General features: G+C 63.7%; 18 protein-coding genes, 1 tRNA gene and 1 pseudogene. 6 read left to right on the top strand and 14 right to left on the bottom strand.

Annotation, left to right across the window (positions count from 1 at the left end):
- Positions 1 to 52 precede the first annotated feature (52 nt).
- From NKI67_RS09525 to leuA, 4 genes are all read right to left on the bottom strand, one after another.
- Positions 53 to 670: a hypothetical protein gene (locus NKI67_RS09525; protein WP_352620484.1), complete on the bottom strand. Its 618-nt coding sequence runs from the start codon at positions 668 to 670 to the stop codon at positions 53 to 55.
- A gap of 134 nt (positions 671 to 804) precedes the next feature.
- Complete coding sequence (locus NKI67_RS09520) at positions 805 to 1,608, bottom strand: alpha/beta fold hydrolase (protein WP_352620486.1); 804 nt, start codon at positions 1,606 to 1,608, stop codon at positions 805 to 807.
- Between the two features lie 226 nt (positions 1,609 to 1,834).
- Positions 1,835 to 3,622 carry a tetratricopeptide repeat protein gene (locus NKI67_RS09515; RefSeq protein ID WP_352645101.1) on the bottom strand — a complete coding sequence of 596 codons (1,788 nt, stop codon included), beginning with the start codon at positions 3,620 to 3,622 and terminating at the stop codon, positions 1,835 to 1,837.
- 142 nt (positions 3,623 to 3,764) lie between these two features.
- Complete coding sequence (gene leuA, locus NKI67_RS09510) at positions 3,765 to 5,501, bottom strand: 2-isopropylmalate synthase (protein WP_352620490.1); 1,737 nt, start codon at positions 5,499 to 5,501, stop codon at positions 3,765 to 3,767.
- Positions 5,502 to 6,308: 807 nt separating this feature from the next.
- Between leuA and NKI67_RS09505 the strand changes: the two genes are divergently transcribed.
- Positions 6,309 to 7,475 (top strand): ATP-grasp domain-containing protein, encoded by a 1,167-nt coding sequence (locus NKI67_RS09505; protein WP_352568041.1) that lies wholly within the window; start codon positions 6,309 to 6,311, stop codon positions 7,473 to 7,475.
- A 4-nt stretch (positions 7,476 to 7,479) separates the two neighbouring features.
- Positions 7,480 to 8,256, top strand: coding sequence for an esterase family protein (locus NKI67_RS09500; RefSeq protein ID WP_352568040.1), 777 nt, complete (start codon positions 7,480 to 7,482; stop codon positions 8,254 to 8,256).
- A 30-nt stretch (positions 8,257 to 8,286) separates the two neighbouring features.
- Here NKI67_RS09500 and NKI67_RS09495 read toward each other — a convergent pair.
- Positions 8,287 to 8,406: pseudogene (locus tag NKI67_RS09495) on the bottom strand (IS5/IS1182 family transposase); the annotation flags it as partial.
- A gap of 78 nt (positions 8,407 to 8,484) precedes the next feature.
- Here NKI67_RS09495 and NKI67_RS09490 point away from each other — a divergent pair.
- Positions 8,485 to 8,570: transfer RNA gene (locus NKI67_RS09490), tRNA-OTHER, on the top strand.
- A 204-nt stretch (positions 8,571 to 8,774) separates the two neighbouring features.
- Positions 8,775 to 9,851 (top strand): siderophore-interacting protein, encoded by a 1,077-nt coding sequence (locus NKI67_RS09485; protein ID WP_352645099.1) that lies wholly within the window; start codon positions 8,775 to 8,777, stop codon positions 9,849 to 9,851.
- A 257-nt stretch (positions 9,852 to 10,108) separates the two neighbouring features.
- Here the strand turns inward: NKI67_RS09485 and NKI67_RS09480 are convergent, their stop codons facing one another.
- The 6 genes from NKI67_RS09480 to NKI67_RS09455 all read right to left on the bottom strand — a co-directional run bounded on the left by NKI67_RS09480 (position 10,109) and on the right by NKI67_RS09455 (position 16,743).
- A complete protein-coding gene (locus NKI67_RS09480) occupies positions 10,109 to 11,323 on the bottom strand; it encodes an MFS transporter (protein ID WP_352645097.1) in 1,215 nt (404 codons plus the stop codon).
- Entirely contained in the window at positions 11,323 to 13,410 is a 2,088-nt protein-coding gene (locus NKI67_RS09475; RefSeq protein ID WP_352568037.1) for a TonB-dependent siderophore receptor, read from the bottom strand. The genes NKI67_RS09480 and NKI67_RS09475 overlap by 1 nt, the downstream gene beginning before the upstream one ends.
- Before the next feature lie 186 nt (positions 13,411 to 13,596).
- The gene (locus NKI67_RS09470) at positions 13,597 to 14,685 is read right to left on the bottom strand and encodes an AbrB family transcriptional regulator (RefSeq protein WP_352568036.1); all 1,089 of its coding nucleotides are present in this window, start codon (positions 14,683 to 14,685) and stop codon (positions 13,597 to 13,599) included.
- A gap of 272 nt (positions 14,686 to 14,957) precedes the next feature.
- The gene (locus NKI67_RS09465; protein WP_352450553.1) at positions 14,958 to 15,266 is read right to left on the bottom strand and encodes a putative quinol monooxygenase; all 309 of its coding nucleotides are present in this window, start codon (positions 15,264 to 15,266) and stop codon (positions 14,958 to 14,960) included.
- A gap of 49 nt (positions 15,267 to 15,315) precedes the next feature.
- Positions 15,316 to 16,113: an SDR family NAD(P)-dependent oxidoreductase gene (locus NKI67_RS09460; RefSeq protein ID WP_352568035.1), complete on the bottom strand. Its 798-nt coding sequence runs from the start codon at positions 16,111 to 16,113 to the stop codon at positions 15,316 to 15,318.
- Positions 16,114 to 16,284: 171 nt separating this feature from the next.
- Positions 16,285 to 16,743 carry a DsrE family protein gene (locus tag NKI67_RS09455; protein ID WP_352456435.1) on the bottom strand — a complete coding sequence of 153 codons (459 nt, stop codon included), beginning with the start codon at positions 16,741 to 16,743 and terminating at the stop codon, positions 16,285 to 16,287.
- A gap of 101 nt (positions 16,744 to 16,844) precedes the next feature.
- Here NKI67_RS09455 and NKI67_RS09450 point away from each other — a divergent pair, with 101 nt between their 5' ends.
- A complete protein-coding gene (locus tag NKI67_RS09450; RefSeq protein WP_352645095.1) occupies positions 16,845 to 17,933 on the top strand; it encodes a hypothetical protein in 1,089 nt (362 codons plus the stop codon).
- 222 nt (positions 17,934 to 18,155) lie between these two features.
- On the opposite strand, the gene NKI67_RS09445 is transcribed toward NKI67_RS09450, so the two are convergent.
- A complete protein-coding gene (locus NKI67_RS09445; RefSeq protein WP_023679526.1) occupies positions 18,156 to 19,085 on the bottom strand; it encodes a cation diffusion facilitator family transporter in 930 nt (309 codons plus the stop codon).
- A 32-nt stretch (positions 19,086 to 19,117) separates the two neighbouring features.
- A complete protein-coding gene (locus tag NKI67_RS09440) occupies positions 19,118 to 21,307 on the bottom strand; it encodes an anthranilate synthase (protein ID WP_352575745.1) in 2,190 nt (729 codons plus the stop codon).
- Between the two features lie 320 nt (positions 21,308 to 21,627).
- On the opposite strand from NKI67_RS09440, the gene NKI67_RS09435 reads away from it, so the two are divergent.
- The gene (locus tag NKI67_RS09435; RefSeq protein WP_023679523.1) at positions 21,628 to 22,398 is read left to right on the top strand and encodes an isocitrate lyase/PEP mutase family protein; all 771 of its coding nucleotides are present in this window, start codon (positions 21,628 to 21,630) and stop codon (positions 22,396 to 22,398) included.
- Between the two features lie 14 nt (positions 22,399 to 22,412).
- On the opposite strand, the gene NKI67_RS09430 is transcribed toward NKI67_RS09435, so the two are convergent.
- The gene (locus tag NKI67_RS09430; RefSeq protein WP_352586739.1) at positions 22,413 to 23,462 is read right to left on the bottom strand and encodes a M14 family metallopeptidase; all 1,050 of its coding nucleotides are present in this window, start codon (positions 23,460 to 23,462) and stop codon (positions 22,413 to 22,415) included.
- Positions 23,463 to 23,482 lie beyond the last annotated feature (20 nt).

The raw sequence follows: 23,482 nt of genomic DNA, 5'->3' as shown, positions 1-23,482 counted from the left end.
TCAAAACAAAGAGATAGTGCGGTTCAGCGTTTCCGTGAAACGCTGAACCGCACTAGAAGCTGATTTTCATTGCAACGATGCGGTCCCAGAACAACACGAGCGAAATCGCCAGGCCGACCAGGGCGCCGGCGGCGATCAGGCCGAGGCCCGAGAAGAACGCCGACCAGCCGTTGCTGCGCCCAGGGACATGCAGCGGCGGCTCAGCCTCCGCCACCAGGGCGCGTTTAAGGCCGGCGACGGCTTGCTCGATGCCGCCTTCCATCATCCTCTGGCGTTCGACGACGCGCTCGGCGACATAGCGCGTCACCTGGTCGGCAACGACCTTCATCTCTGTCGACTCGGCGAGCACGACGCGGCCGATGCGCGTGTCCTTGAGAAAGCGATAGGTGCGGCGGTCGCGTCCCATGGCGACATGGCTGATCGCGTCGATCCACAGCCGTGGCTGCAGGCCGGACGAGACGGCGAAGTCGAAACTGTCCATATCGGTGGGTACGTCGCCGAAGACCGGCGCGAGTTCGGCGGCAAGCAGATCGAGCCGCATGCGATGCGCTTCGCGCATCTCGACGACGACGTCGTCGCGGTCGGCGAAGGCGTTCTTGACGTCGCGAATGGCATCGGACAGTTTTCGCGACTGATCGATCTGGGTGATGTTCTCGCCTGCGTCCTTCATCGGCGTTGCCTCGCGGGGTTTGGTTAACACCGAATTAACACAGCGGCCGGCAAATTGCACTTGCGAGATCGATGAGCGGGCAAGGATTCGCTGGAGCAGCACCAGTGCCGCCGCCGTGCCTGCGCGAAGACCGATCAGCTCGCCGCAGCGGCGAATCCCGGACGAAGCCGCCTGCTGCGGCGTCGCATATTGCGACGGACGGCCTCGACGATCAGGCCGGGCGCTTCCTCGACCAGCATATGGCCGGCTTCCAGCACGTGGTGCAGATGAAAATGCTTCGGCACGCCGTCCGCCTGGCTGACGGGCAGCATCGCGTCGTCGGTTCCCCAAACCACCATGATTGGCATATTCAGCGTTTCCAGCCCCTCGTTCGGGATGACGCCTTGCCGATCATCCCTGGTCATGGCGGCTGCGAGCTCGACAAGTGTCCGCAACTGGCCGGGACGCTGGCGCATCTCGTTGACGAGTTCGACCCTATGCTGCGGCAGCCGGCTTTGCGGTCCCGACATGGCGGCAAGACAGGCGCGGATTTCATCCGTGCCGGCAGCGGCGGCGTAGCGACGCAGCAGCGGACCATTGATCTCAGGACCGAAACCGCCCGGCGCCAGCAGCGTCAGCGACGCCATTCTTTCGGGCTCGCTCAATGCCATCAAGGCGGCCACGGCGCCACCCATCGAATGACCGACGAGATGAGCCCGCTTTATCCCGCGAGCGGAAAGATCGGCAAGGACGGCACTGGCTGCAATCCTGGCCGGACCGCCGCCCGGAAAATCGAGCGACAGCCCATGTCCCGGCAGATCATAGGCCAGGGTCCGCGCGCCGGGCGCCAGAGACTCGGCCACATCGCGCCAGTCGTCGTGGCAGCCACCGAAACCATGCAGGAAGGCAATCGTTGTCGGGCCGGTGCCCCGTTCGGCAGCGTAAAGGGATGGGGTCATGCAAACTTTATGGCTTGGTGCCGGGATCAGTCAGGATGCCGGGGGCGGTCTTATGCGGATCAGTCTTGCGGGAGGTCAGACTTATGCGGAGATCAGTCTTATGCGGGATCAGACCTATGTGGGATCAGATTGGCCGGTTCAAATTGTGTCTGAATTGCGCTTTGGCCGTCCGGATGGCCAGTAAAATCTTCGCGATCACCTGACGTCGTGCACGCGCCGGGAGACGTCAGCTGGCGCCGCCAAGGCCGGCGGCGCGCAGGGCTTCCACCAGCCGGTTGGTCAGATCGGCGGGATATCTTCGTTCGACGAAAGTTGCGCGCGGATCGGCTGCGAATTTCGGGAATTTGGCGGTCAGTTCCTGCAGCAGCCTGCTCGCCAGCTTCTCGCGGCCGGCAGCCTTGGCGCCGATCAGCCGCGCCGCCAGATAATGCGATTTCATTTCCGTCGTTCGCAAGCCGTCGCTGGCGAGCGTGGCCTTGTTCATGTCGCCCATCATGAACTCTCCGGCGAACAGCCCGTAATCCCACCATGTCGGATGGGCGCTGGCGATGTCCACCGCGTGAGCGATGATCGGGGTGCCCTCGCTGTACCTGCCGGCGAAAACCAGCCCGTAGCCATAGGCGGCGGCCATTGCGAGATCGTAGGGATTGAGCTCATAGGCCTTGCGCATCCAGCGGATCGATTCCGCGGAATCGCCCATGCGCGAATTGAGATAACCAAGGGCGCGGTGCGCATAGGGGCTGGTCGGGCCCATCTGGATGGCGCGATGGGCAAACGTCATGGCTTTGTCGATCGTCGCGTCGGCGGGGTAGGGATAGTGGTCGGTGACCGCTTCGAGATGCAAGGAAGCGAGTTCCGAATAGACGAGCGACGACTTCGCCTCCCGGTTGGCAAGATCTTCGAGGCAGCGGTAAGCGGCTTCGTGCGTCTGGGCGTTCTGGTCGAGATAATATTTGCCGTTGAGCACCAGACACGCCGTCAGCCCGGTCTGGATGCCGCTCTGCTCGATGTAGTTGTAGATCGTGCCCGAGGCGGGAAGAGCCGAGCTCAAAATGCCGGAGATCTGGTCCTCGATGGCGGTGTTCGCGCTGTCGCCGGCGGTCAGGTTGCGTGAGAGCAGCACGCGGCCGGTCGCCACGCTTTGCAGCTCGAGCATGATATCACCGCTACGCGGCCCGGGCAGGACATCGAATACGAAGCTGGCGGCGTCGGTCACTGGATCGGGCGGGCTGTCGGCATCACGGCCGATGAAATTGATGGTATCGAAGCCGCTGAGGCCGGCGCGCAGCGATGCGGCGACACGGCGAGCCAGGTCGCTGTCGGCCTTGATGGCGATGTAGACCTGGGGGAGGTTTTCAACCGGAGGCGCTGCAATGCTGCCGGTAGCCACCGCGGTCTCGACCGCCGTGTCGCCGCCGGTCAGCAACACCACGCTACCCTGGCGAAGGATCAGCACACCCAGCATGAGAATGACCAGCGCGATCGCCAGCCAGAAGAACTGCAAATGCCGCTGCAGCGAAGGAGCAGCAGGGGCGACGGCTGGAACGCTCAGCAATGCAGCCGGATGTGCCCGGTTGCGGGCATCTTCCGGCGATCCGGGCGGGGCGGTCGCCGCCTCCTCTGTCGCCGGCTGCGGCTTGTTCTCTGCCTCAGCCTCTGCCGGCAAGCGAATGGCGTTGAGTTCGTAGGACGGAACATAGCCGCCGCGCGGAATGGCGATGCGGACCGGTTCGGCAACGCCCTCATTGGCGAAATACTGCTGCAGAAGCTCGCGCAGCCTGCCGGCCTGCACCCGCACCACCGCATCGGTCGACGGATCGAAATCGCCGTCCTTGCCGAAGACGTCCATCGCTATGGAGAAGCCCTTGAGCCTGTCGGCTTCGCCTGCCTGCTCGCGCTCGACCAGGTAGCGGAGCAGCTTGCGCGCGCGCTCGGATCGTCCGAACGTTTCGCTGGCAAGCAATCGCTCCAACGTTTCGCGCACTGCGGGGGCGGCAGGCGTGGTATGCTGCAAGTGTCGATCCCTTCGAATTCGGCACAGGTTGAGGTACAATCATATCGCGCTGGCGGCGCCTTACAAGCATGTGCTTATGGTGCGATAGCGTACCCACCGGATAAATTCCGGTGGGCCGATGGCGGGAGCCTGACCGTTTCGGCTAGCCGCGCTTTCGGCCGACGATGCGGTTGGCGGCAGAAACCACGGCTTCTAGCGAGGCGGCGACGATGTTGGTGTTGATGCCGGCGCCGAACAGCTTGCCGCCCGGATGTTCCATCTCGACATAGGAAATGGCCGAGGCATTCGAGCCGCGCTGCATGGAATGCTCGGAATAATCCAGCACCGACATCGGCACCCCGACATGGCGCGACAGCGCATCGACGAAGCCGTCGATCGGGCCGGTGCCGGTGCCTGATATGGTCACCTCCTTGCCTTTGTCGAGGATCACCGCTTCGACCACGCGCCGGCCCTTGACCTCGGTGTCGGGATAGGTGTGGTGGTCGAGGAACTTCAGCCGCGCGCCGGGCTGGTCGACATAGGTGTCGAGAAAGCGCTCGTAGATGCGCTTGACCGGCACCTCCTTGCCTTCGGCGTCGGTGATCGCCTGGATAGCCTGGCTGAACTCGATCTGCAGGTTGCGCGGCAGGTTGAGGCCGTAATCCGCATGCAGCACATAGGCGATGCCGCCCTTACCGGACTGCGAGTTGATGCGGATGATGGCTTCGTAGCTGCGGCCGACATCGGCCGGGTCGATCGGCAGATAGGGCACCTCCCAATGCGGCGTGTTGGCCTTGCGCAGCGCCTTCATGCCCTTGTTGATGGCATCCTGGTGCGAGCCGGAAAAGGCGGTGTAGACGAGCTCGCCGACATAAGGGTGGCGCTCCGGGATCTTCAGCTGGTTGGAGTATTCGTAGACGTCCTTCATGCGGTTGATGTCGGAGCAGTCGAGCCCGGGATCGACACCTTGCGTGTACATGTTGAGCGCCAGCGTGACGATGTCGACATTGCCGGTGCGCTCGCCATTGCCGAACAGCGTGCCTTCGACGCGGTCGGCGCCTGCCATCAGGCCGAGTTCGGTGGTGGCGATGCCGGTGCCGCGGTCATTGTGCGGATGCAGCGAGATCAACAGGTTCTCGCGATCGTCGAGGTTGCGGCACATCCATTCGATGCGGTCGGCATAGATGTTGGGCGTCGACATCTCGACCGTAGAGGGCAGGTTGATGATCAGCTTGTTTTCCGCCGTCGGCTTGACGATCTCGGTGACGGCGTTGCAGATCTCCAGCGCCACTTCGAGCTCGGTGCCGGTAAAGCTCTCCGGCGAATATTCGAAACGGTAGCCGCCGCCGGCTTTCGCCGCCATGTCGGTGATCATCTTGGCCGCATCTGTGGCGATGCGCTTGATCCCGGCGACGTCCTTCTCGAAGACGACGCGGCGCTGCAATTCGCTGGTCGAGTTGTAGAAATGGACGATCGGGTTGGTGGCGCCCTTCAGCGCCTCGAAGGTGCGGGTGATCAGTTCCGGCCGGCACTGCACCAGCACCTGCAGCGAGACGTCGGCGGGCACGTTGCCCTGTTCGATGCACCAGCGGGCGAAATCGAAGTCGGTCTGCGAGGCCGACGGGAAGCCGATCTCGATCTCCTTGAAGCCCATGTCGAGCAGCAGGGCGAACATGCGCGCCTTGCGTTCCTGGCCCATCGGATCGATCAGCGCCTGGTTGCCGTCGCGCAGGTCGACCGAGCACCAGATCGGCGCCTTGTCGATCACTTTCGAAGGCCAGGTGCGATCGGCAAGACCGACGGTCGGATAGGGCTGGTATTTGCGGGCAGCATCCGGCATGCCCCTCGCGGGCTTGGCGGTTTCCTCTACATTCAGACGGATATCTTCTCGTGCGTTCATCGTCTTTTCTCCCGGCGGCTCGCGGATCCAGCTTCAGGCGGATTGGTGGCGAGCGGCGCCTTTACCAGAATTTCGTTCGCTTGATGTGACGTGCCAATTTGTGAATGGCCAAGGAGCGTGCGCGTGAGCGGCAATTCGACCGCCGGGCGCTCCTTCAGCGAACCCGGCGATCGCCGATAAGGCCGAGAAGCAGCAGGGTGGAGGCAAGCGCGCGAACGGTCTGGCCGGCAATGCCGGTCGGACGGGACGCAAAAGAGGTGGCGCGCGGGCTCATGGCGGATTTCATACAGGAGCGGGCAAAGCGAGGCAAGTGGGAGCCTCGCTGTCGCAGAAGCTGCCGATCCAGCCTCAAGACCGGGGTTCCGCGCCGTCGCGAAACGGGAGAGAGGTGGTCGCCCACGGGTCTTGCCTTCGGCAAGCCCGAGGACAGGCTCCGCGGCCGGAGAGGGGGCCTTCGTAGGGCGCAGTCCCCTCTCCGTCTCGGCTTCGCCGAGCCACCTATGCCATTTTCGTGGGGCGAGGAACCCAAGCTGCAATGAAGGCGCGGCGCCGACATGAAGCGATTTTTCCTGATTATAGAAACTTTGTTCTTGCTTTGTGCCGGCAGCTATGCTACTAATTTGGGTATGGTGCTGATTGGCGCCGAGGACCCGCCGTCGAGGCGGGTTTTTTATTTCACGGTTTTGGCGTCACCTTTCGCGGACCCAGCCGCTCACCTGATCCAGTTGCTCTTCCCCGAGCCCGGCAAATGCGCCAGAGTCGATTGTCGGCGGGGGTGCAATGGCTCGCCGCCGGGAGGGATCGTCCATGAACTTCGTGTTCTTCTCGCCGCATTTTCCAGCCAATGGCGCCGATTTCTGCGACCGGCTGAAGAAGGCCGGCGCCACCGTGCTCGGCATTGGCGACGCGCCGTTCGATGCGCTGGACGGCAAATTGAAGGCAGCCCTTTCGGAATATTACCGCATCGACGACATGGAGGAGTACGAGCCGGTGTTCCGGGCGATCGGCCATTTCATCCACAAATGGGGCCGCGTCGACCGGTTCGAATCGCTCAACGAGCATTGGCTGGAGCTGGAAGCCAATATCCGCACCGACTTCAACATCTTCGGCACCAAGCTCGACTTCGTGAAGAATTTGAAACGCAAGAGCCGCATGCGGGCGTTCTTCCGCAAGAGCGGCGTCGAAACCATCCCGCAACGCAAGTGCTCCGACCGCGCCGGCGCCATGACCTTCATCCGCCGTGTCGGCTATCCCGTGGTGGTGAAGCCGGATTCCGGCTCCGGCGCCTCGAACACTTTCAAAATCTCCAACGCCGGCGAACTCGACAGCTTCTTCAGGGACAAGCCGGAAGGCGTCAGCTTCGTCATGGAGCAATTCATCGAAGGGCTGGTGGTGACCTATGACGGGCTGGTCAACCGCGACGGCGAGGTGGTGCTGGCCGCCAGCCACCGCTACGACCAGAGCGTCATGGAGGTGGTCAACCGCGACCGCCATATGAGCTATGTCTGTTTTCCCGAGATCAGCCGGGCGGTCGAGGAGGCCGGCAGGAAAATCCTCAAGGCGTTCGACGTGCGCGAGCGCTTCTTCCACATCGAGCTGTTCGAAACCAGGGACGACCGGGTCATCGCGCTGGAGGTCAACATGCGGCCGCCTGGCGCCTGGATGACCGATGCCATCAATTACACCTTCGATATCGATGTCTATGCCGCCTGGGCCGACATGGTGGTCAAGGACGCCGCCGGCGGCCCTTACAGGGGCAAGTATTTCACCGCCTATGCCAGCCGCAAGCGGCACCTCAACTATATGCACAGCCATGCCGACGTGCTGGCCGCCCATGGCGGCATGATCGTCCATCATCACGCCATTGAGGAGGTTTTCAGCCGCGCCATGGGAAACTACGCCTATCAGCTGCGCTCCACCGACCCGAAGGCGCTGCGCCGGGCGGTCGACTACATCCATGCGGAAAAGGCGTGAGGCGATGGACGTTTCCTACCACAAGGGTTTTGGCCGCAACCTCGGCCGCGACATGGAATACAAGCGCTACGGCCATGCCGGCCGACCCGTGGTTGTGTTCCCGACTTCGCAAGGGCGGTTCTACCAGTTCGAGGATTCCGGCGCGGTCTCGGCTCTCGCCGAGTTCGTCGACACCGGTCGCATCCAGTTGTTCACGCTGGACGGCATCGATGCGGAATCCTTCTTCGACCGCCATGCCGAGCCGGCCCATCGCATCGCCCGGCATGAAGCGTATTTCCGCTATGTGCGCGAAGAGGCGCTGCCGGAACTCCTGTCTGTCGCGGCCGAGGCCAATGGCGGGCGTACGCTGAAGCCGCTGTTTTGCGGCTGCTCGATGGGCGGATATCATTCGTCGAATTTCGTCTTCCGCTTTCCGGAGCTGGCCAGCGGCGTCATCGCGCTGTCGGGGGTTTACTCGACCCACGATTTCTTCGGCAGCGCGCTCGACGGACAGATTTTCTTCAACTCGCCGCTCGACTACCTGCCCGGTATCGTCGATCCGGGGCTGCTCGTCAGGCTGAAGGCGCTGCGGCTGATCTTCTGCTGCGGGCAGGGTGCCTGGGAGGAACGGATGCTGGCCGATACGCAGGCGCTGGAACAGATCCTGCGTGACAAGTCGATTCCGGCCTGGGTCGACTATTGGGGCGGCGATGTCGCCCATGAATGGCCGTGGTGGCACAAGCAACTGGTCTATTTCTTCGCCCGCTGGCTGGACGACGATCTGATGCACCGGCTGGATTAGGCCGTAGACTCATAAGCGCAGCCACAGTCGCCTTGAGAAGATGTCGTTCAGCACGCGGCGGTCATCCACACGCGGCACGCCTGGCGGCTTGTTGGGCAGGAGCGGCTCGATCACGCGCCACTCGAAGTCGGGCAGGTCGTATCGGCTCATGCCGACGCTGAATCGGCTCGGACGCCACAAGAGAAGCCTCGAATGGCGATCCGCGCAAATTTGCGCTACGAGGCAGGTGCCAGCGTGACGGAATTGGTAAACGTATCACCACAGTGATCCTGAGCCTCTTGGCTCAGGTGCGGGTTCGATCCCTGCCGCTGGCGACGCCCCGCTTTACGAGTTCACGACCTAGAGCATGTCGATATTTAGGTGATGCGGCCTGCAAATGGGCTTCCCTTCAGCCTGATTTCAAAACATGACTATACTTATCATCTTTTAGTGGAAACAGCGGGCCGGCTGTGGCATTCCGGCGTGGCGAGGACGCCGTATGGCGAGCTCGGGTTCAAATGGCACCGAAAGGCTGAGCGATGGAGCAATTGAGTGCGCAAACCCGGATCAGCGGTGCCGTCATCCGGTCGGTGATGGACAGGCTGCGCGCCGAGCACGGCGAATCCGAGATCGATACCGGCCTTGCCGATCATTGGGAATTTCGCACGCACTACGGCTCGTTGAAAGCGACGCTCGGTGACGACAACGTGCTGATCCGCGTCGCGGCCGAGGATGAAACCTGCCTGTCCTACATGAAGATGGCGGTCGCCGGCCATTTTTCGCAACATCTCGGCACGACCAAGGGCATCGCCTGGCAGGGCGACGGCAGTGATGCCGGCACGCCGGTGTTCTTCCGCGAGATCACGGTGCTGTCCTCGACGCGGATTTCTCCGCATATGCAGCGCGTCCGCTTCACCGGCAACGATCTCGGCCGCTTTGGCCGTGGCGGCCTGCATGTGCGGCTGCTGCTGCCGCCGCGCGGCAGGCTGCCGGTGTGGCCGTCGATGGGCGCCGACGGCCTGATGGTCTGGCCGTCGGGCGAGGACGCGCTTGTCGTTCGCGTCTACACGATCCGGGCGCTGGACGCCGCAAGTGGCTGGCTGGATGTCGATTTCGTCCTCCACCCCGGTATGGATACGCCGGCGGCCGCTTTCGCCGAAAAGGCGGTTGCCGGCGAGGTCATCGGCATGATCGGACCGGGTGGGGGCGGCGTGCCCGAGGCGCAAAACCTGCTGCTGCTCGGCGACGACACCGCGCTTCCGGCGATCGGCAGGATGCTGGAGCAGCTTTCGCCGTCAACCCGCGCCGAAGCGTTCATTGAGGTCGACGGCCCGGACGACCGGATCGCGCTGGCCGCGGGCGAGACCGTTGCCGTCACCTGGCTATATCGGCATGGGCGCGAGGCTGGCACAGCCAGCCTGTTGCCGGCGGTGCTGCGGCAGCGGAGCCGGACCTCGCTTGCCGACAATCTCTATGTCTGGGCCGGATGCGAGTTCGGCGATTTCCGCGAGATCCGCAGGATCGTCCGCAAGGAATGGTGTGTGCCGCGCGACCGGCATCTGGTCACCGCCTACTGGCGCCGCGGGACGCAAGCGGCGGACGGCGGCGAAGAATAGTGCACCGCCCCTCGGGGGCAGAGGATCGCATATGGATTCTTGCGAAGAAGACCCCCACCCCTAACCCCTCCCCACAAGGGGGAGGGGAACTTTTGCGGCAGCGCCACTCAGCGGCAAACTTCGACGATTCTAGCCGAAACAGCAGCGGCATCGTCCCCCACCCCCTTGTGGGGAGGGGTTAGGGGTGGGGGTACGCGGCCTGGCAAATGCCCCAAACTTCCATATGCGATTCCCCTGCTGCACAAGGGCGGGCGGGGTCACCGGCGGTCGGATACGAAGGCGATCGCCGGGGCGGCCAGAAGCGCGACGAGGCCGGCGCCTGCGAAGAACGCGCCATAGCCGAAATACTGCGCGGCGTAGCCGGCCGCGATCCCGCCGGCCATGCTCACCAGTGCGTCCATGCACTGGAACAGCGTGAAGTCGACGCCCGCCTGTCTTGGATCTGACCAGCGCATGAACTGCGCGTAAAGCGCGACGAAACCGAGAGCCATGAAGCCGGACGAACTGAGCACCGCGATGGCCATCAAAGCGGTGGTCGAGAAGCCACCAAGAAAATCGAAGACCGAAAAGAAGAACAGCGATCCGGCCTGCAGGAAAAGCGCCAGGACGAGCACGTTGCGCGGGCCGAACCATTTGACGAGAGCGCCGCCGGCGAGTGCGGCAGCCAGGCCGACGAACATGCTGCCGACGCCGTTGACAAGTCCGACCATCGAGAGGTCGAGCCCGGCGTCGATCAGGAATGGTCCGAGCATGGCGAGTGCCGCCTTCTGGGCCAGGACATAGATGGCCGACGCTGCCAGGCCGCGCCGAATTTCGTGACGCTTCAACGCGTCGAGGAGGCTGGGAACATGCTCGCGCGTCTCCTCGCGCGCGCGGTTGGCCACGCCAAGCAGGAAGGGCAGGCCGAGCGGCAGGAGCAGCAAAGCCATCGCCCAAACGGCGATGCGCCAGCCATAAGCGTCGACCAGAAACAGAAACAGGCCGGCGCCGATGGCCGAGCCGAGATAGGCGCCGCCGACCTGCGCGGCATTGCCCCAGCCGTGGTTTTCCTTAGCCAGGCTCTGCACGGCGAAACCATCGCAGGCAATGTCGACCGTCGAGGCGGCGAAGGCGATGATGGTCAGGCAGGCCAGAACCGCCCACCAGGCCTCCGGGCCGAGCGCGCCGACGGCCCACAGCCCGGCGATGGACACGAGCCCACCGGCGGCTACGATCGTGCCGGTGCGGTTCTTGCCGACCGGCGGCAGCCGATAGCGCTCGACGGCCGGCGCCCATAGAAACTTGAGCGCCCATGGCAGCGCGATCAGCGAGACCAGGCCGATCCGGTCGAGCGGCAGGCCCTGGTCGCGCATCACCGCCGGCAGGCCCGCCCAGGTGATGCCGCCGATCACGCTCTGCGCGACATAGAGCCCGCCGATCGCCAGGACGATCGCGACAGGCGTCGATGCCCGGCTGGAAACGGCGATCGACATCAGAAGCGGTAGCGCAGGCTAGCGAACAGCGAGCGGCCCTCGTCGCGGTAGCAATAGCCGGCCGAGCAGATGGATTTTTGAGTGTCGAACAGGTTCTTGGCGTTCACCTGCAGCTTCACGCCCTCGAGTTTGGGATTGCGGTAGCCGAAATCGTAGGAGAGCGAGGCGTCGACGAAGGCGCGCGCGTCGTTCTTGAAGGTGTTGGTGTCATCGCCATAGCTCGAGCCGGCGACGCGAACGCCGCTGCCCAGCCCGAGCCCCTGCAGCGTGCCGTCCTCGAACTGGTACTGCCCCCAGAGCGACAGGATGTGATTTGGCGTCGCCGACAGTTCCTTGCCTGCGGTTCCCGTGGCGCCGCGTTCGATTTTCACGCGCAGATAGGTGTAGGAGGCGAGTATGCTGAGACCGTTGTCGAGCGAAGCGCTGGCTTCCAGCTCGACGCCGCGCGAGTTCAGGTCGAGCTGGCGCTGCTTGTTAATACCGGTCGAGGCGTCGAAGACGACGCCATCCTTCTGGTCGATGTCGAACAGAGCGGCGCTGACGGCGGCGTTATAGTCGGCAAATTCGTATTTGACGCCGATTTCCTTCTGCGTCGCAATGGTCGGACGGGCGACGCGACCGACAGGGCTGCTGACATCGTCATAGACGAAGCCGATATTGGGCGAGAACGACGTCGAATAGTTGATATAGGGCGTGATGCCCCATTCGGTCTGGTAAGACAGGCCGAGCCGGCCGGACAAGGCACTGTCGTCCTGCTTGGACTTGGTGAAGTCGGCGGCGGTCGAGGTGGTGTCGGCCCAGTCGTAGCGACCGCTGGCGAACAGGGTGAAATCGTTCCACTCCATCTGGTCATGCAGGTAGGCGCCGAGCTGGTTCATCTCCTGCCCGCCATAGTAAGGAACCGGAGCAGCCTTGATGTCGTCGACGGAGACATAGGAGATACCGCTGCCGGCGTCATAATTGGACCAGGCGTAGTCGATGCCGGCTACCGCCGTGTGCCTGACTTGGCCGGTATCGAATTCGAACTGCGCCATGTTGTCGACGACGAAGTTCTTCATGGTCTCGGTGTAGTGGCCCCAGTAGCGTTTCAGATCCGGGCCGTCCGGGTAATGGCCGCTGTACTCGATGTCGCTGTCGACGGCGCTGTAGCGAAGGTTCTGCCGGACGGTCAGCACGTCGTTGAAACGGTGCTCGAACTCGTAACCGATACGGCCCTGGGTCTGGTCGAAGTCGTTCCAGGCGGGATCGCCCTCGTAGAGGTTCGTTAGAGCGCCACCTGAATTGTAGAAGGCAGCGGTGCCGCCGGTGACGGATTTCGAATATTCCCCGAGGATGGTCAGCTTGGTGTCCTCATCCGGCTTGAAGGTGACTGCCGGCGCCAGATAGATCTTGTCGTCGGGATAACCGGGCAGGTCGGTATCGCTGGTGCGGCCGAGGCTGGTGAAGCGATAGAGGATGCTGCCGTCTTCGTTCACCGGGCCGGAAGCGTCGAGTGCGGCCTGGAAGCGATTGTGTGCGCCGAGCAGCATTTCGACTTCGCGGAACTGTTCTTCCTTGGGGCGCTTGGTGACCAGATTGACGATGCCGCCCGGACCGCTGATGCCGTAAAGCGAGGAGGCCGGACCCTTCAGGATGGTGACGCCTTCGATGCCGTAGGGCTCGGTCTTGAACCAGGCCGAGGGGCCGTTGTACTGGCGCAGCCCGTCGCGGAACATACCGTTGTAAAAGGCCTGGAAGCCGCGCAGGAAGAAGGCATCATAGCGGGTGTCGAAGCCGAAGCTGTTCGGATTGGCGCTGGCGACATAGCCGAGCGATTCGTTCAGCGTGCGTGGCTTCTGGTCCTCGATCTGCTTTTGCGTCACAACCGAAACCGCTTGCGGAATCTTGACTATCGGCGTGTCGGTCTTGGTGCCGATGCGGTCCTTCTTGGCGACGTAGCCGTCTTGCACGAGGATCTCGTCGCTCTCGGCATCGACCTCGATCTTGTTGAGAACGGTGACGCCGCCCTGGTCCTGGGCGTGAGCCGGCGCGGACAGGCCGAGCAGGGTCATGCTGCCCGGCAATGATATCCCCAGGAGCCATGTCATCGTCCGTATCCGCATCAACTCGTCTCCACTCTTCCGTACAACATTGACGGAAGGGGGCTCTCAAATCTGAGTATTTGAGTCAAGTTATTTTTTGAGCTCGTGCGCGTGCTGGCCCGATACGGTCGGCGGCAGCAAAGTGCGACCGGTTTCAGGAAAACCGGCTGCGAATCAAGGAGAGGCAAGCTGCTATGGTTTGAGGCTTCTCGCCACCAGCCGCGCCACGCTTGGGCCGACCAGAAGCACGATCAGGAAGCGTGCCGATTGCAGCGCCATGACGAAGGAGATGTCGACATGCTGCGCGGCGGCGGCGATGATGGCGACGCTGTCCATGCCGCCGGGGCTGGTTGCCAGATAGGCGGTCAGCGGATCGATGCCGAGGAGGCGGCTGATCAGGAAGGCGAGGCCGCCGCAAAAGACGATCAGGGCAATGATCGAGCCGACGATCTGCGGCAGCGCGCGGGCCGCGTGGCGCAAAATGGCCCTGGTGAAATTCAGGCCGATGCTCCAGCCGATCATCGTATAGCTCAAGGCAAGCAGCCAGGGTGGCAACTGCATGGTCACGCCGAGCCCGAGATGGATCACGGTGCCGAAAATGAAGGTGCCGAGGAAAAACGGCGACGGCAGCCGGAAAAGCTTTCCGGCGAGGCCGCCGACCAGCGCCACGCCGAATGTTGCGGCCAAGCTCTGCGGATCGACCGGCGGGAACCAGACGATGGCCGGCACCTCGATGCCTGAGGTGTCGACCCAAAGCTTGGCCACCAGGGCTGCCGTCATCGAGACGCAGATGACGCGCAGATACAGCATGAAGGCGACGAGGCGCTGGTCGGCGCCGAAGGCACCGGCCATCAGCACCATGGCGGTGGCGGCGCCCGGCGACGAGCCCCAGACCGCGGTGGTGCCGGGCAGGATGCGCCAGCGGCTAATCAGCCAGCCGAGCAGGCTGGATGCCGCGACCGTCGCCATCACGACGCCAAGGAACAGCGGCCATTCCTTGTAGAAGACGGGAAAGATATCGGCCGAGATGGAACTGGCGACCAAGCAGCCGACGACCGCCTGGGCTGAGCCGAACAGAACCCGCGGCACGCGCACCGTGGCGCCGTTGGTGCCGGCAGCGATGGCCGCCAGCATCGGTCCGATCAAGAGCGCGGCGGGCAGGGCAGCGAGTTCCAGCGCGCCGGCAAACAGCACCGAGACCACCACCAGGACCGGCCACTGCCAGGCCCTGTGGATCCGCGCCAGGTGCTCGATGGCCGGCGGGTTCGGGGAAGAATCCATAGATGGGGCTCTTAGACCGGTGGCGAAAAAATGCGAACCCCTTTTTGCGCGGAAAAGGGCTTGGGTGGTAATGGCACCAACCATCCGTAGCGATCCTTCGCGCCCCCCTCTGTCCTGCCGGACATCTCCCCCTCGAGTGGGGAGATTGGCAGCTTCGTCGACAGCGCTCTTCTTTGAAGATTGGCGAAGGCCGAAGTGACATTCAATCTCCCCACTTGAGGGGGAGATGGCCGGCAGGCCAGAGGGGGGCGCTGTCCTGCCGGCCTCTCCCTCTATCCCGCCTTCACCGCCGGCAACCCGAACCCGCCAACAGGATGCGTCTCCACCTGGAACTCGAAGCCGGCGATGATCGGCCGTGCCTTGGCGATTGCCGCCTGGACTTCGGGCAGCTGCAGCGAAGCCTTGTGGCTTTCGGCGTCGGTCCACACTTCGGTCACCCAGATCGCGTCGGCATCGGCCGGGTCGGTGGCGATGATGTAGTTCAGGCAGCCGGGCATGGCGCCGGTGCTGGCGAGCAGGATATCCATCATTGCGTCACGCTGGCCGCGCATCGCCCGCATCTTGCCGATCAGTCCGTACATTCGCTTTGCTCCGTTGAGATGACGCAACCAGGAGTATGCAGTTCGTCGCCTACGGCATCAACTGGCCGCCATTGACCTCGATCACCTGGCCGATGATGTAGCCGCTCAACAGATCGGAGGAGAGGAACAGATAGGCGCCGACGCAGTCCTCGGCGGTGCCGGCGCGGCCCTGCGGGATGGTGGCGATCATGCCTTTCATCTGGTCGTCGGTCGAGTAGCGCTCGTGGAAAGGTGTCGCGATCGTGCCGGGCGCCACCGCGTTGACGCGGATGTTGAAACCGATCAGCTCCTTGGCCATGCCGCGCGTGACGTTGGAGACGAAGGCCTTGGCCGAGCCGTAAAGGCCGGCGCCGCCACCGGCGCCGTTGCGCGCGGCGATCGAGGAGGTGTTGACGATGAAGCCGCCCTGCCGCTTCAGCCATGGGATTGCTTTGCGCGAAGCTGTCAGCACGGAACGCGCGTTGAGGTCCATCACCGCGTCGTAATGCGCCTCGGTCTGCCCGGCATAGGGCACGCGGCCGAGCATGCCGCCGGCATTGTTGACGAGGCCGTCGAGCCGGCCGAAATGTTGCGCACTGTCCTCGACGACGCGCTCGACATCGGCGGGGATCGAGAAATCGCCCTGGGCGAGGAACACGTCGCCGCCGCCGTTGCGAATGGTCGCGGCCAGGTTTTCGGCAGCCGCGCGGCTCGAATTGTAATGCAGCGCGACGCGGCATTTCTGCGCGGCGTAGGCGAGTGCGAGCGCCGCGCCGATGCCCGTCGAGGCGCCGGTGACCAGGACCGCCTTTCCGGCAAGGTCGGGGATGACCAGAGAGGGGCTGACAAGGGTGGTGGTGGCTGGCACGTCTATTCCTCCGGGGACTCTGCCTGCTCTTCGTAGGCCCTCGCAGTCCTCGCGTTCAAGTCCGTAAAAGTTTAGAGCGGTTCACCGTTTCACGGAAACGGCGAACCGCTCCCTCTTTGTCTTGACGCAATTCCGGACGGAAAACCGTTTCACACTTTTCCTGGAATTGCCTTATGGCCTGAGATAGGCGTAGCCCTGGCGTTGCAATTCGGCGAGCTTGACGACGCCGCCCCTGTCGGCTGCATGGAAGCCGTCGAGCAGGTCGGCCAGGCCGATATCCATGCCGTGCATGGTGTTGGCGCAAGCGTGCGGGCTAAGCCCATCCTGGACAAGGCCGGCGAACCGCCCGGAAATGGCGGCCGATATGCCCTTCGACTTGAAGGCGGCAAGTGCTGGGCCGTGCACGACAAGCGCGATGTCGACCTTGCCGTCGGTGCCTTCGAAGTGGTTCTTGATGTTGCCGAGCACGAAATTGACCTTGTCGAGGTCGCTGAGATGATAGGCGACCTTTTGCCTTTCCTCTTCGGCAGCCGCCGGCTTGACTTCACTAGCTGCGGCCTTGATGGGGCGCAGCCCGAAAAGCCCGGCGGCCCCGGCAAGACCGACGCGGAAAATATCGCGGCGTCGCATGGCTTCATCTCCCATTTATCCGGCCGGCGCAAATTGCGTGGCCTCGGCCTCAATCCTAGCATAAATTGAAGCCACGTCTTGTCGGGGCAGGGGGAGCCAGCATGATATCAAGGACCGTGATGGGCGCCGGAGTTGGGGTTGCCTTGCTTGCCGCCGTCGCCGGTGCTGCTTTCGCCGACGACACGCTCAAACTCACCGAGCTCAGCCCCGACGGCAAGGACGCTTGCTTCGGCCGCGTCTATGACGCCGCGCATCTCAAGTCGCATCCGCAGCAGAAGGTGACGCGCATCTTCTTCTATTACGGCCGCGATCCGGTCAGCCGGCCAAACGAGGAGCCAAGCGCCGGCATCGATTCCTCCTACAATGGCTTCATGGCGACGACGGTGCGCGGCGCCGAGGCGCCTGAATGGCTCGGCGGCTGGTGCAGTCATGAGTCGGAGGACGGCAAGACCGGCCCGATCCGCTGCGGCATGGACTGCGATCGCACCATGGCTTCGCTGAAGGTCGACGACAAAGGCCGGCTGATCGTCTCGGACGTGCAGCCCGACCTCTATCTCGACGCCGGATCGGAAGACGAGCTCGGCAAGGCGGAGTACGAAAGGCAGGCGCTGGGCAAGGACGACAACGGCTTCAGGCTCGACCCGATGCCGGCCGCCACCTGCAAGGCGGAGTTCGCGCGCATCGACCCGATCGACCCGGCCCTTGGCCCGCCATTGCGCGAGCGGCTGAAGCCGGACCAGCCCTTCTGCTACGGACGCGACTACGACGCCGCGCATCTCGGCTCGCATCCAGACCAACTGACCCAGTCGATCAGGGTGTTCCGCGGACCGGTCGAGCTGGCGTCTTTCGCCAAGGAGGGCGATCCGGCCAATTGGCCAAGCGGCGCCGATATCGCCGTTTCGGTTACCATGCGGCAGAAATCGGCCAAGGTCACGCAGGTCTATAACTGCCAGGGCGAGGGCGACCAGTGGCGCTGCGCGGCGAGCGCCAAGACGGGTGCTGCCTCATGCGATATCGCACAACAGGAGGTCTTCCTTCGCCGCGGCGCCAACGGCACGATGATGCTGGCCAACCCGAACAGCGGCCTGCGGATCATCGATCTGTGCTCGAAAGCGGCGGAAGGCGACACCAGCTCCGACGACAAGGTCTACCGGCTGGAGCCGATGCCGCAGGCTGCCTGCGGGCTTTAGCAGTTCAGAGACGCGATGCCGGCGAGACAGCACCCCCCTCTGTCCTGCCGGACATCTCCCCCTCAAGGGGGGAGATCGGCAGCTTCACCGACAGCGTTCTTCTTTGAAGATTGGCGAAAGCCAAAGCGACATCCAATCTCCACCCTTGAGGGGGAGATGTCCGGCAGGACAGAGGGGGGTGCGAAGGATCACCACTGAGCGATTTTTCTCCGCGACGCCACCTCACGCGAACGGCACGGCCGTCGTGCCTTTGGGCAGTTTCGCCTCGTCGTCGGGCTCGACATGGATGATGACGCGGACGGAAGGGATCTCTGCCTGCAGCGCGTCCTCGATGCGGTCGCAGATGACGTGGCTGGCGCCGACCGACATGTCGGCGTCGACGACCAGGTGGAACTCGATGAAGGTGGCGCGGCCGGCGATGCGCGTCTTCAGGTCGTGGACCTCGAGCGCGCCCTTGCAATTGGCCGAGATGATGTCGCGTATGCGGATATGTTCCTGGGTGTCGACGGCGCGGTCCATCAGCCCGTTCATCGACGAGCCGATGACGTGCCAGCCCTGCCACAGAATGTTCAGCGCCACGATCACCGCAAGAGCCGGATCGAGAACCTGCCAGCCGGTCAGTACGGCGCCGACCAGGCCGATGAACACACCGACCGAGGTCGCCACGTCGGTCATGATGTGCCTGCCGTCGGCAACGAGAGCCGGCGATTTTTCGCGTCGGCCGGTGCGGATCAGCGTCAAGGCCCAGACGGCGTTGATGACCGTTGCGACGCCATTGACGGCAAGGCCGGTCCATGGCTGTTCCAGCAGTGCGGGATGCTGCCAGGACCACCAGACCTCATTGAGGATCAGCAAGGCGGCAAGCACGATCAGCACGCCTTCGAGGACGGCCGAGAAATACTCGGCCTTGTGGTGGCCGAACGGATGGTCCTGGTCGGCCGGCTTGTAGCTGACCTGGATCGCCCAATAGGCGGCGGCAGAGGCAATGACGTTGACGATCGATTCCAGCGCGTCCGAATAAAGCGCGACCGAACCGGTGACGTACCAGGCCACCAGCTTCAGGCCGAGCACGACGCAGGCGACGACGATCGACCAGAAGGCGAGGCTGGCGACCTTCTGCCTGGCGGCGGCTTTGATTTCCGCCGCGGTCACTGGGGAAAAGATCCCAACACTGAGCCCTCGAATTAAGCGGCCTTTTCCTTGGCCTTGCGCGGCAGGTGCGCGACAATGTTCTCGATGATGCGCATGCCGGCATTGTGGCCGAGCGTCATGATCGACTCCGGGTGGAACTGCACTGCGGCGATCGGCTCCTTGCGGTGCTCGAAGGCCATGATGATGCCGTCCTCGGTCTCGGCGGTGACGACAAAACCATCGGGCAGCCGCACCGGATCTGCAAAGATCGAATGATAGCGGCCGACCGTCACCTCCTTGGGCAGGCCGGAGAAGATGATGCCCGGCTTCGACACGCGGATGCGCGATGGCTTGCCATGCATCGGGATGTGTAGTTGGCGCAGCTCGCCGCCATAGGCCTCGGCCAGCGCCTGCAGCCCGAGGCAGACGCCGAAGATCGGCAGGTCGCGCGCACGGGCCCGCTTGATGGTGGCGGCGCAGTCGAAGTCCTTCGGCGTGCCGGGGCCGGGCGACAGCACGACCAGGTTTGGCTTCAGCCGGTCGAAGATCTCGTCCGGCACCGGCGTGCGCACCGTCGAGACATTGGCGCCGGTCTGGCGGAAATAGTTGGCGAGCGTATGGACGAAACTGTCCTCGTGGTCGACCAGCAGGATGTTGACGCCGTCGCCGACACGCGCGGTGCTGCGTTCGGTGCTGGCGGCATTGCCTGATTTGGCGTCGCGGATGGCGGAGAGCATGGCGGATGCCTTCAGTTCGGTTTCGGCTTCTTCTTCCTCGGGAATGCTGTCGAAGAGCAGCGTGGCGCCGGCGCGCACCTCGGCGATGCCGTCCTTGATGCGAATGGTGCGAAGCGTCAGGCCGGTGTTCATGTCACCGTTGAAATTGACCATGCCGATCGCCCCGCCATACCAGGCGCGCGGGCTCTTCTCGTTCTGCTCGATGAAGCGCATGGCCCATAATTTCGGCGCGCCGGTGACGGTGACCGCCCAGGCATGCGACAGAAAGGCGTCGAAGGCGTCCATGCCTTCGCGCAGCCGCCCCTCGATGTGGTCGACGGTGTGGATCAGGCGGGAGTACATTTCGATCTGGCGGCGGCCGATGACGCGCACCGAGCCCGGCTCGCAGACCCTCGACTTGTCGTTGCGGTCGACGTCCGAGCACATGGTGAGTTCGGATTCGTCCTTCTTCGAATTGAGCAGCTTCAGGATCTGCTCGCTGTCGGAGATGGCGTCGTCGCCGCGCTTGATGGTACCGGAGATCGGGCAGGTCTCGACGCGGCGGCCGTTGACGCGCACGAACATTTCCGGCGAGGCGCCGATCAGATATTCGCCCTCGCCGAGATTGATGAAGAAGGAATAGGGCGAAGGGTTGATGCTCTTCAGCTTGCGGGAAATCTCGGAGGGCTGGGTTTCGCAGCGTTCGTAGAACATCTGCCCCGGCACCACTTCGAACAGGTCGCCGCGCTCGAAGCTCTTCATCGCCTTGCGCACCAGCTTGGCATATTCGCCGGGCTCGTGGTCGCCGCGCGGCGGGATGCGGTCGGCGGTCCTGAACGGCTCGACGATTTCGTCGCGCGGCAGGCCTTCGGTCGAGAAGCCATCGCCGGAATAGTCGTAGCGGTCGGTCCAGGCCTTGGTCGAATAGTGGTCGACGACGAGGATCTCGTCGGGCAGGAACAGCACGAGATCGCGCTGGCTTGGCTTGCGCTCGAGCTTGTAGTCGACCGGATCGAACTGGAAGGCGAGATCGTAGCCGAAGGCGCCATAGAGGCCGAGATTGGCGTCTTCCTCGGTCTTGAACAAAGCGGTGATGGCGCGCAGCACGGTGAAGACGGAGGGAACGCGGCTGCGTTCCTCTTCAGTGAAGATACGATCGGGCTTGGCGACCTCGAGGCGGATGAGTTTGTTGGACGTCTCGGCGATCGTGACATCGTCAAGGCCGGCAAGCACCGTGCCGATCACCGGCAAAAGCACCTCGCCGCGGCGGTTCAGCGCCTCGATGCGCATGGCGCGGCCGCGTGCCGAGATCACCACCGGCGGATCGATGATGGCGGTGTCCCAGCGCGTATAGCGGCCGGGATATTCGTAATTCGAGGAAAACACGGCGCCGCGGCGCGAATTCAGGCCATCGACATAGCCGTCGATCGCCCCCTCGTAAGGCCGGTCATGGCGCTGGCGGGTAATCGCCACGCCACCCGCCGTGACGAAGCGCTCGGCGCCATTCTCCAGAATTTTCGTCGTCATTGCCGTCTCCATCAGCGTCTTTGGGGCAACGGACCCGGGAATGGCTTGAAAAAACAAATGGCCGCCCGGACATTCCGCTGCGGCCACCCTCTATTGTCACGCGAACGCGTTCGAACAGGCCGCTGTCAGCGAGCCCACCACCAAATGGTCTTGATCGAACGCATATTCATGGCGAAATCCATAGCCGCGAAAAGCGGTATGCGCAACAGGTTTGAAAGTCTGTGGGGTGGCTGCCGCTTTCGCAACCCATGGCACATGGCCAAGACCGGCAGTCCTGCCTAGACTCTGCATCAAACAGCAGGAAGACGGGAAAACATCAAATGACCCAGCAGTTCGACCGCGCACGGACGTTCCATTCCCTCCATGTCAAGGGAAACCCGATTGTCCTCTACAATGCCTGGGACCCAGGCTCCGCCAAGATCATCGAGAAAGCAGGGGCCAAGGCCATCGCCACCGGAAGCTGGCCGGTCGCGGCCGCTTTCGGATTCGCCGATGGCGAGAAAATCCCGTTTGAACTGGCGCTCGAAAACATCAAACGCATCGTTGCGGTGGTGGATGTGCCGGTAACCATGGACCTTGAGGGGGGTTACGGGGTCGCTCCGGAGGTTGTCGCCCGCAGCGTGACGCTCGCCGTGCAGGCTGGAGCCGTCGGCTTTAATTTCGAGGATCAGATCGTCGGCGGCAGTGGGCTGCACGACATCGCCATACAGGTGAGGCGGATCGAAGCGGCTGCAGCGGCGGTGAAGACGTCGGGTATTCCGGCCTTCATTAACACCCGAACCGACATTTTCCTGAAGACTAAACCGAATGCGCACGACAAGGCTCTTCTCGATCAGGCGATCGAGCGGGCGCACGCCTACGAAAGGGCCGGAGCGCATGGCTTCTTTGCGCCGGGGCTTGCCGATGAAGGCCTGATCGAGGCGCTCTGCGAGGCAACGGCATTGCCGGTCAACATCATTGCCCTGGCGCATGTGCCGCCGCGCCAGAGGCTTGCCGAACTCGGCGTCGCCCGCGTGAGCCATGGTCCGGTGCCGTACCGGCAGATGGCCGAATGGCTGGAGGCCAAGGCGCGACAGGCGATTTCGGGGTAGCTTGGCGGGGTGCGTCAGTCCTCCAGCGTTCCCGACCTTGCATCGACGCTCGTCCCGTCGCCGACCAGCTTCAAGAGGTCTTCGCCGGCGCGGATGATGCGGCGGGAACGCCGCGTCAGGATGAGGCCCGCCTGCGGCGCCAACACTTCCGTGCGGCCGTCGGGCTCGCCGGGCGCGTGGACGATGGTGGCAAGGCGCGCACCCTTGGTGACGCGGTCGCCCGGTTTCACGTCGTAAAGGATCGCGCCCGAGCGGGGCGCCGGCATCATCTCGATGTTTTCGAGCGGCGCGACGAGCCCAACGAAGCTGCCAGGCGCGGGCAGCGCCTGATCCTGGATTACGTCGCGCGCCACCAGCAGCCGGTAGAGCCCTTCGGCATCGGCGCCGGCGAGGGCGCCGTCGACATCGAGTATGCCGCGATATTCGACGGTGGTGGCGACGCGCCGGTCGAGGCACGCGACGTCGGCGGGAACGTTCTGATACGGCATGATCGAGGCGCCTTCGAAGGTGCCGTCGGGGTCTTCGTGCCACAGCATCACCGCATCGACGCCCATGGCCGCTGCACAATCCGCCATGGCCGGCCACAGGCTGGTGTGGACGTAAAGATAGGCGAGGCCCTCATCGTCGCAATGCAGGTCGAGCACGATGTCGTGGCCGATGGAGAGCTGCAGCAGCCGCGTTTTCAGCCGCTGGTCGACCGTGCCGTGCGCCGGCAGCAGCGTGAGGTCGGGCGCGGCGAGCCGCGGAAAGCCGCGATTGAAATTGGTGCGCGTGCCCAGATGAAAGCGGCCCTGATGGTCGCCGTAAAGATATTGCGCGCGGCCGATCGGATTAGCCCAGGGCACGATGGTCATATTGCCGGTGATGCGGCCTTCGGCTTCCGCCTTGCTGAGCATCGGCATCAGCGTGTCGATGGCGACGACGCCCGGCAATTCGCCGGCATGAAGTGCCGCCTGCAGATAGACGGAAGGCGCCGTCTTGTCCGTTCCGGCGAAGCGGAAGACGGGGAATTCGTAGGAAACGCCTTCGCTGTCGCCGGCGACGCGTTCGATGGACTTCTGCATGGGATGCCTCCGGGAGAAGA

This window comes from Mesorhizobium sp. M0408, assembly GCF_040321495.1.
Classification (GTDB): Bacteria; Pseudomonadota; Alphaproteobacteria; order Rhizobiales; family Rhizobiaceae; genus Mesorhizobium.
The sequence above is the reverse complement of the archived record's forward strand: the minus strand, read 5'-3'. Positions and strand labels throughout refer to the sequence as shown.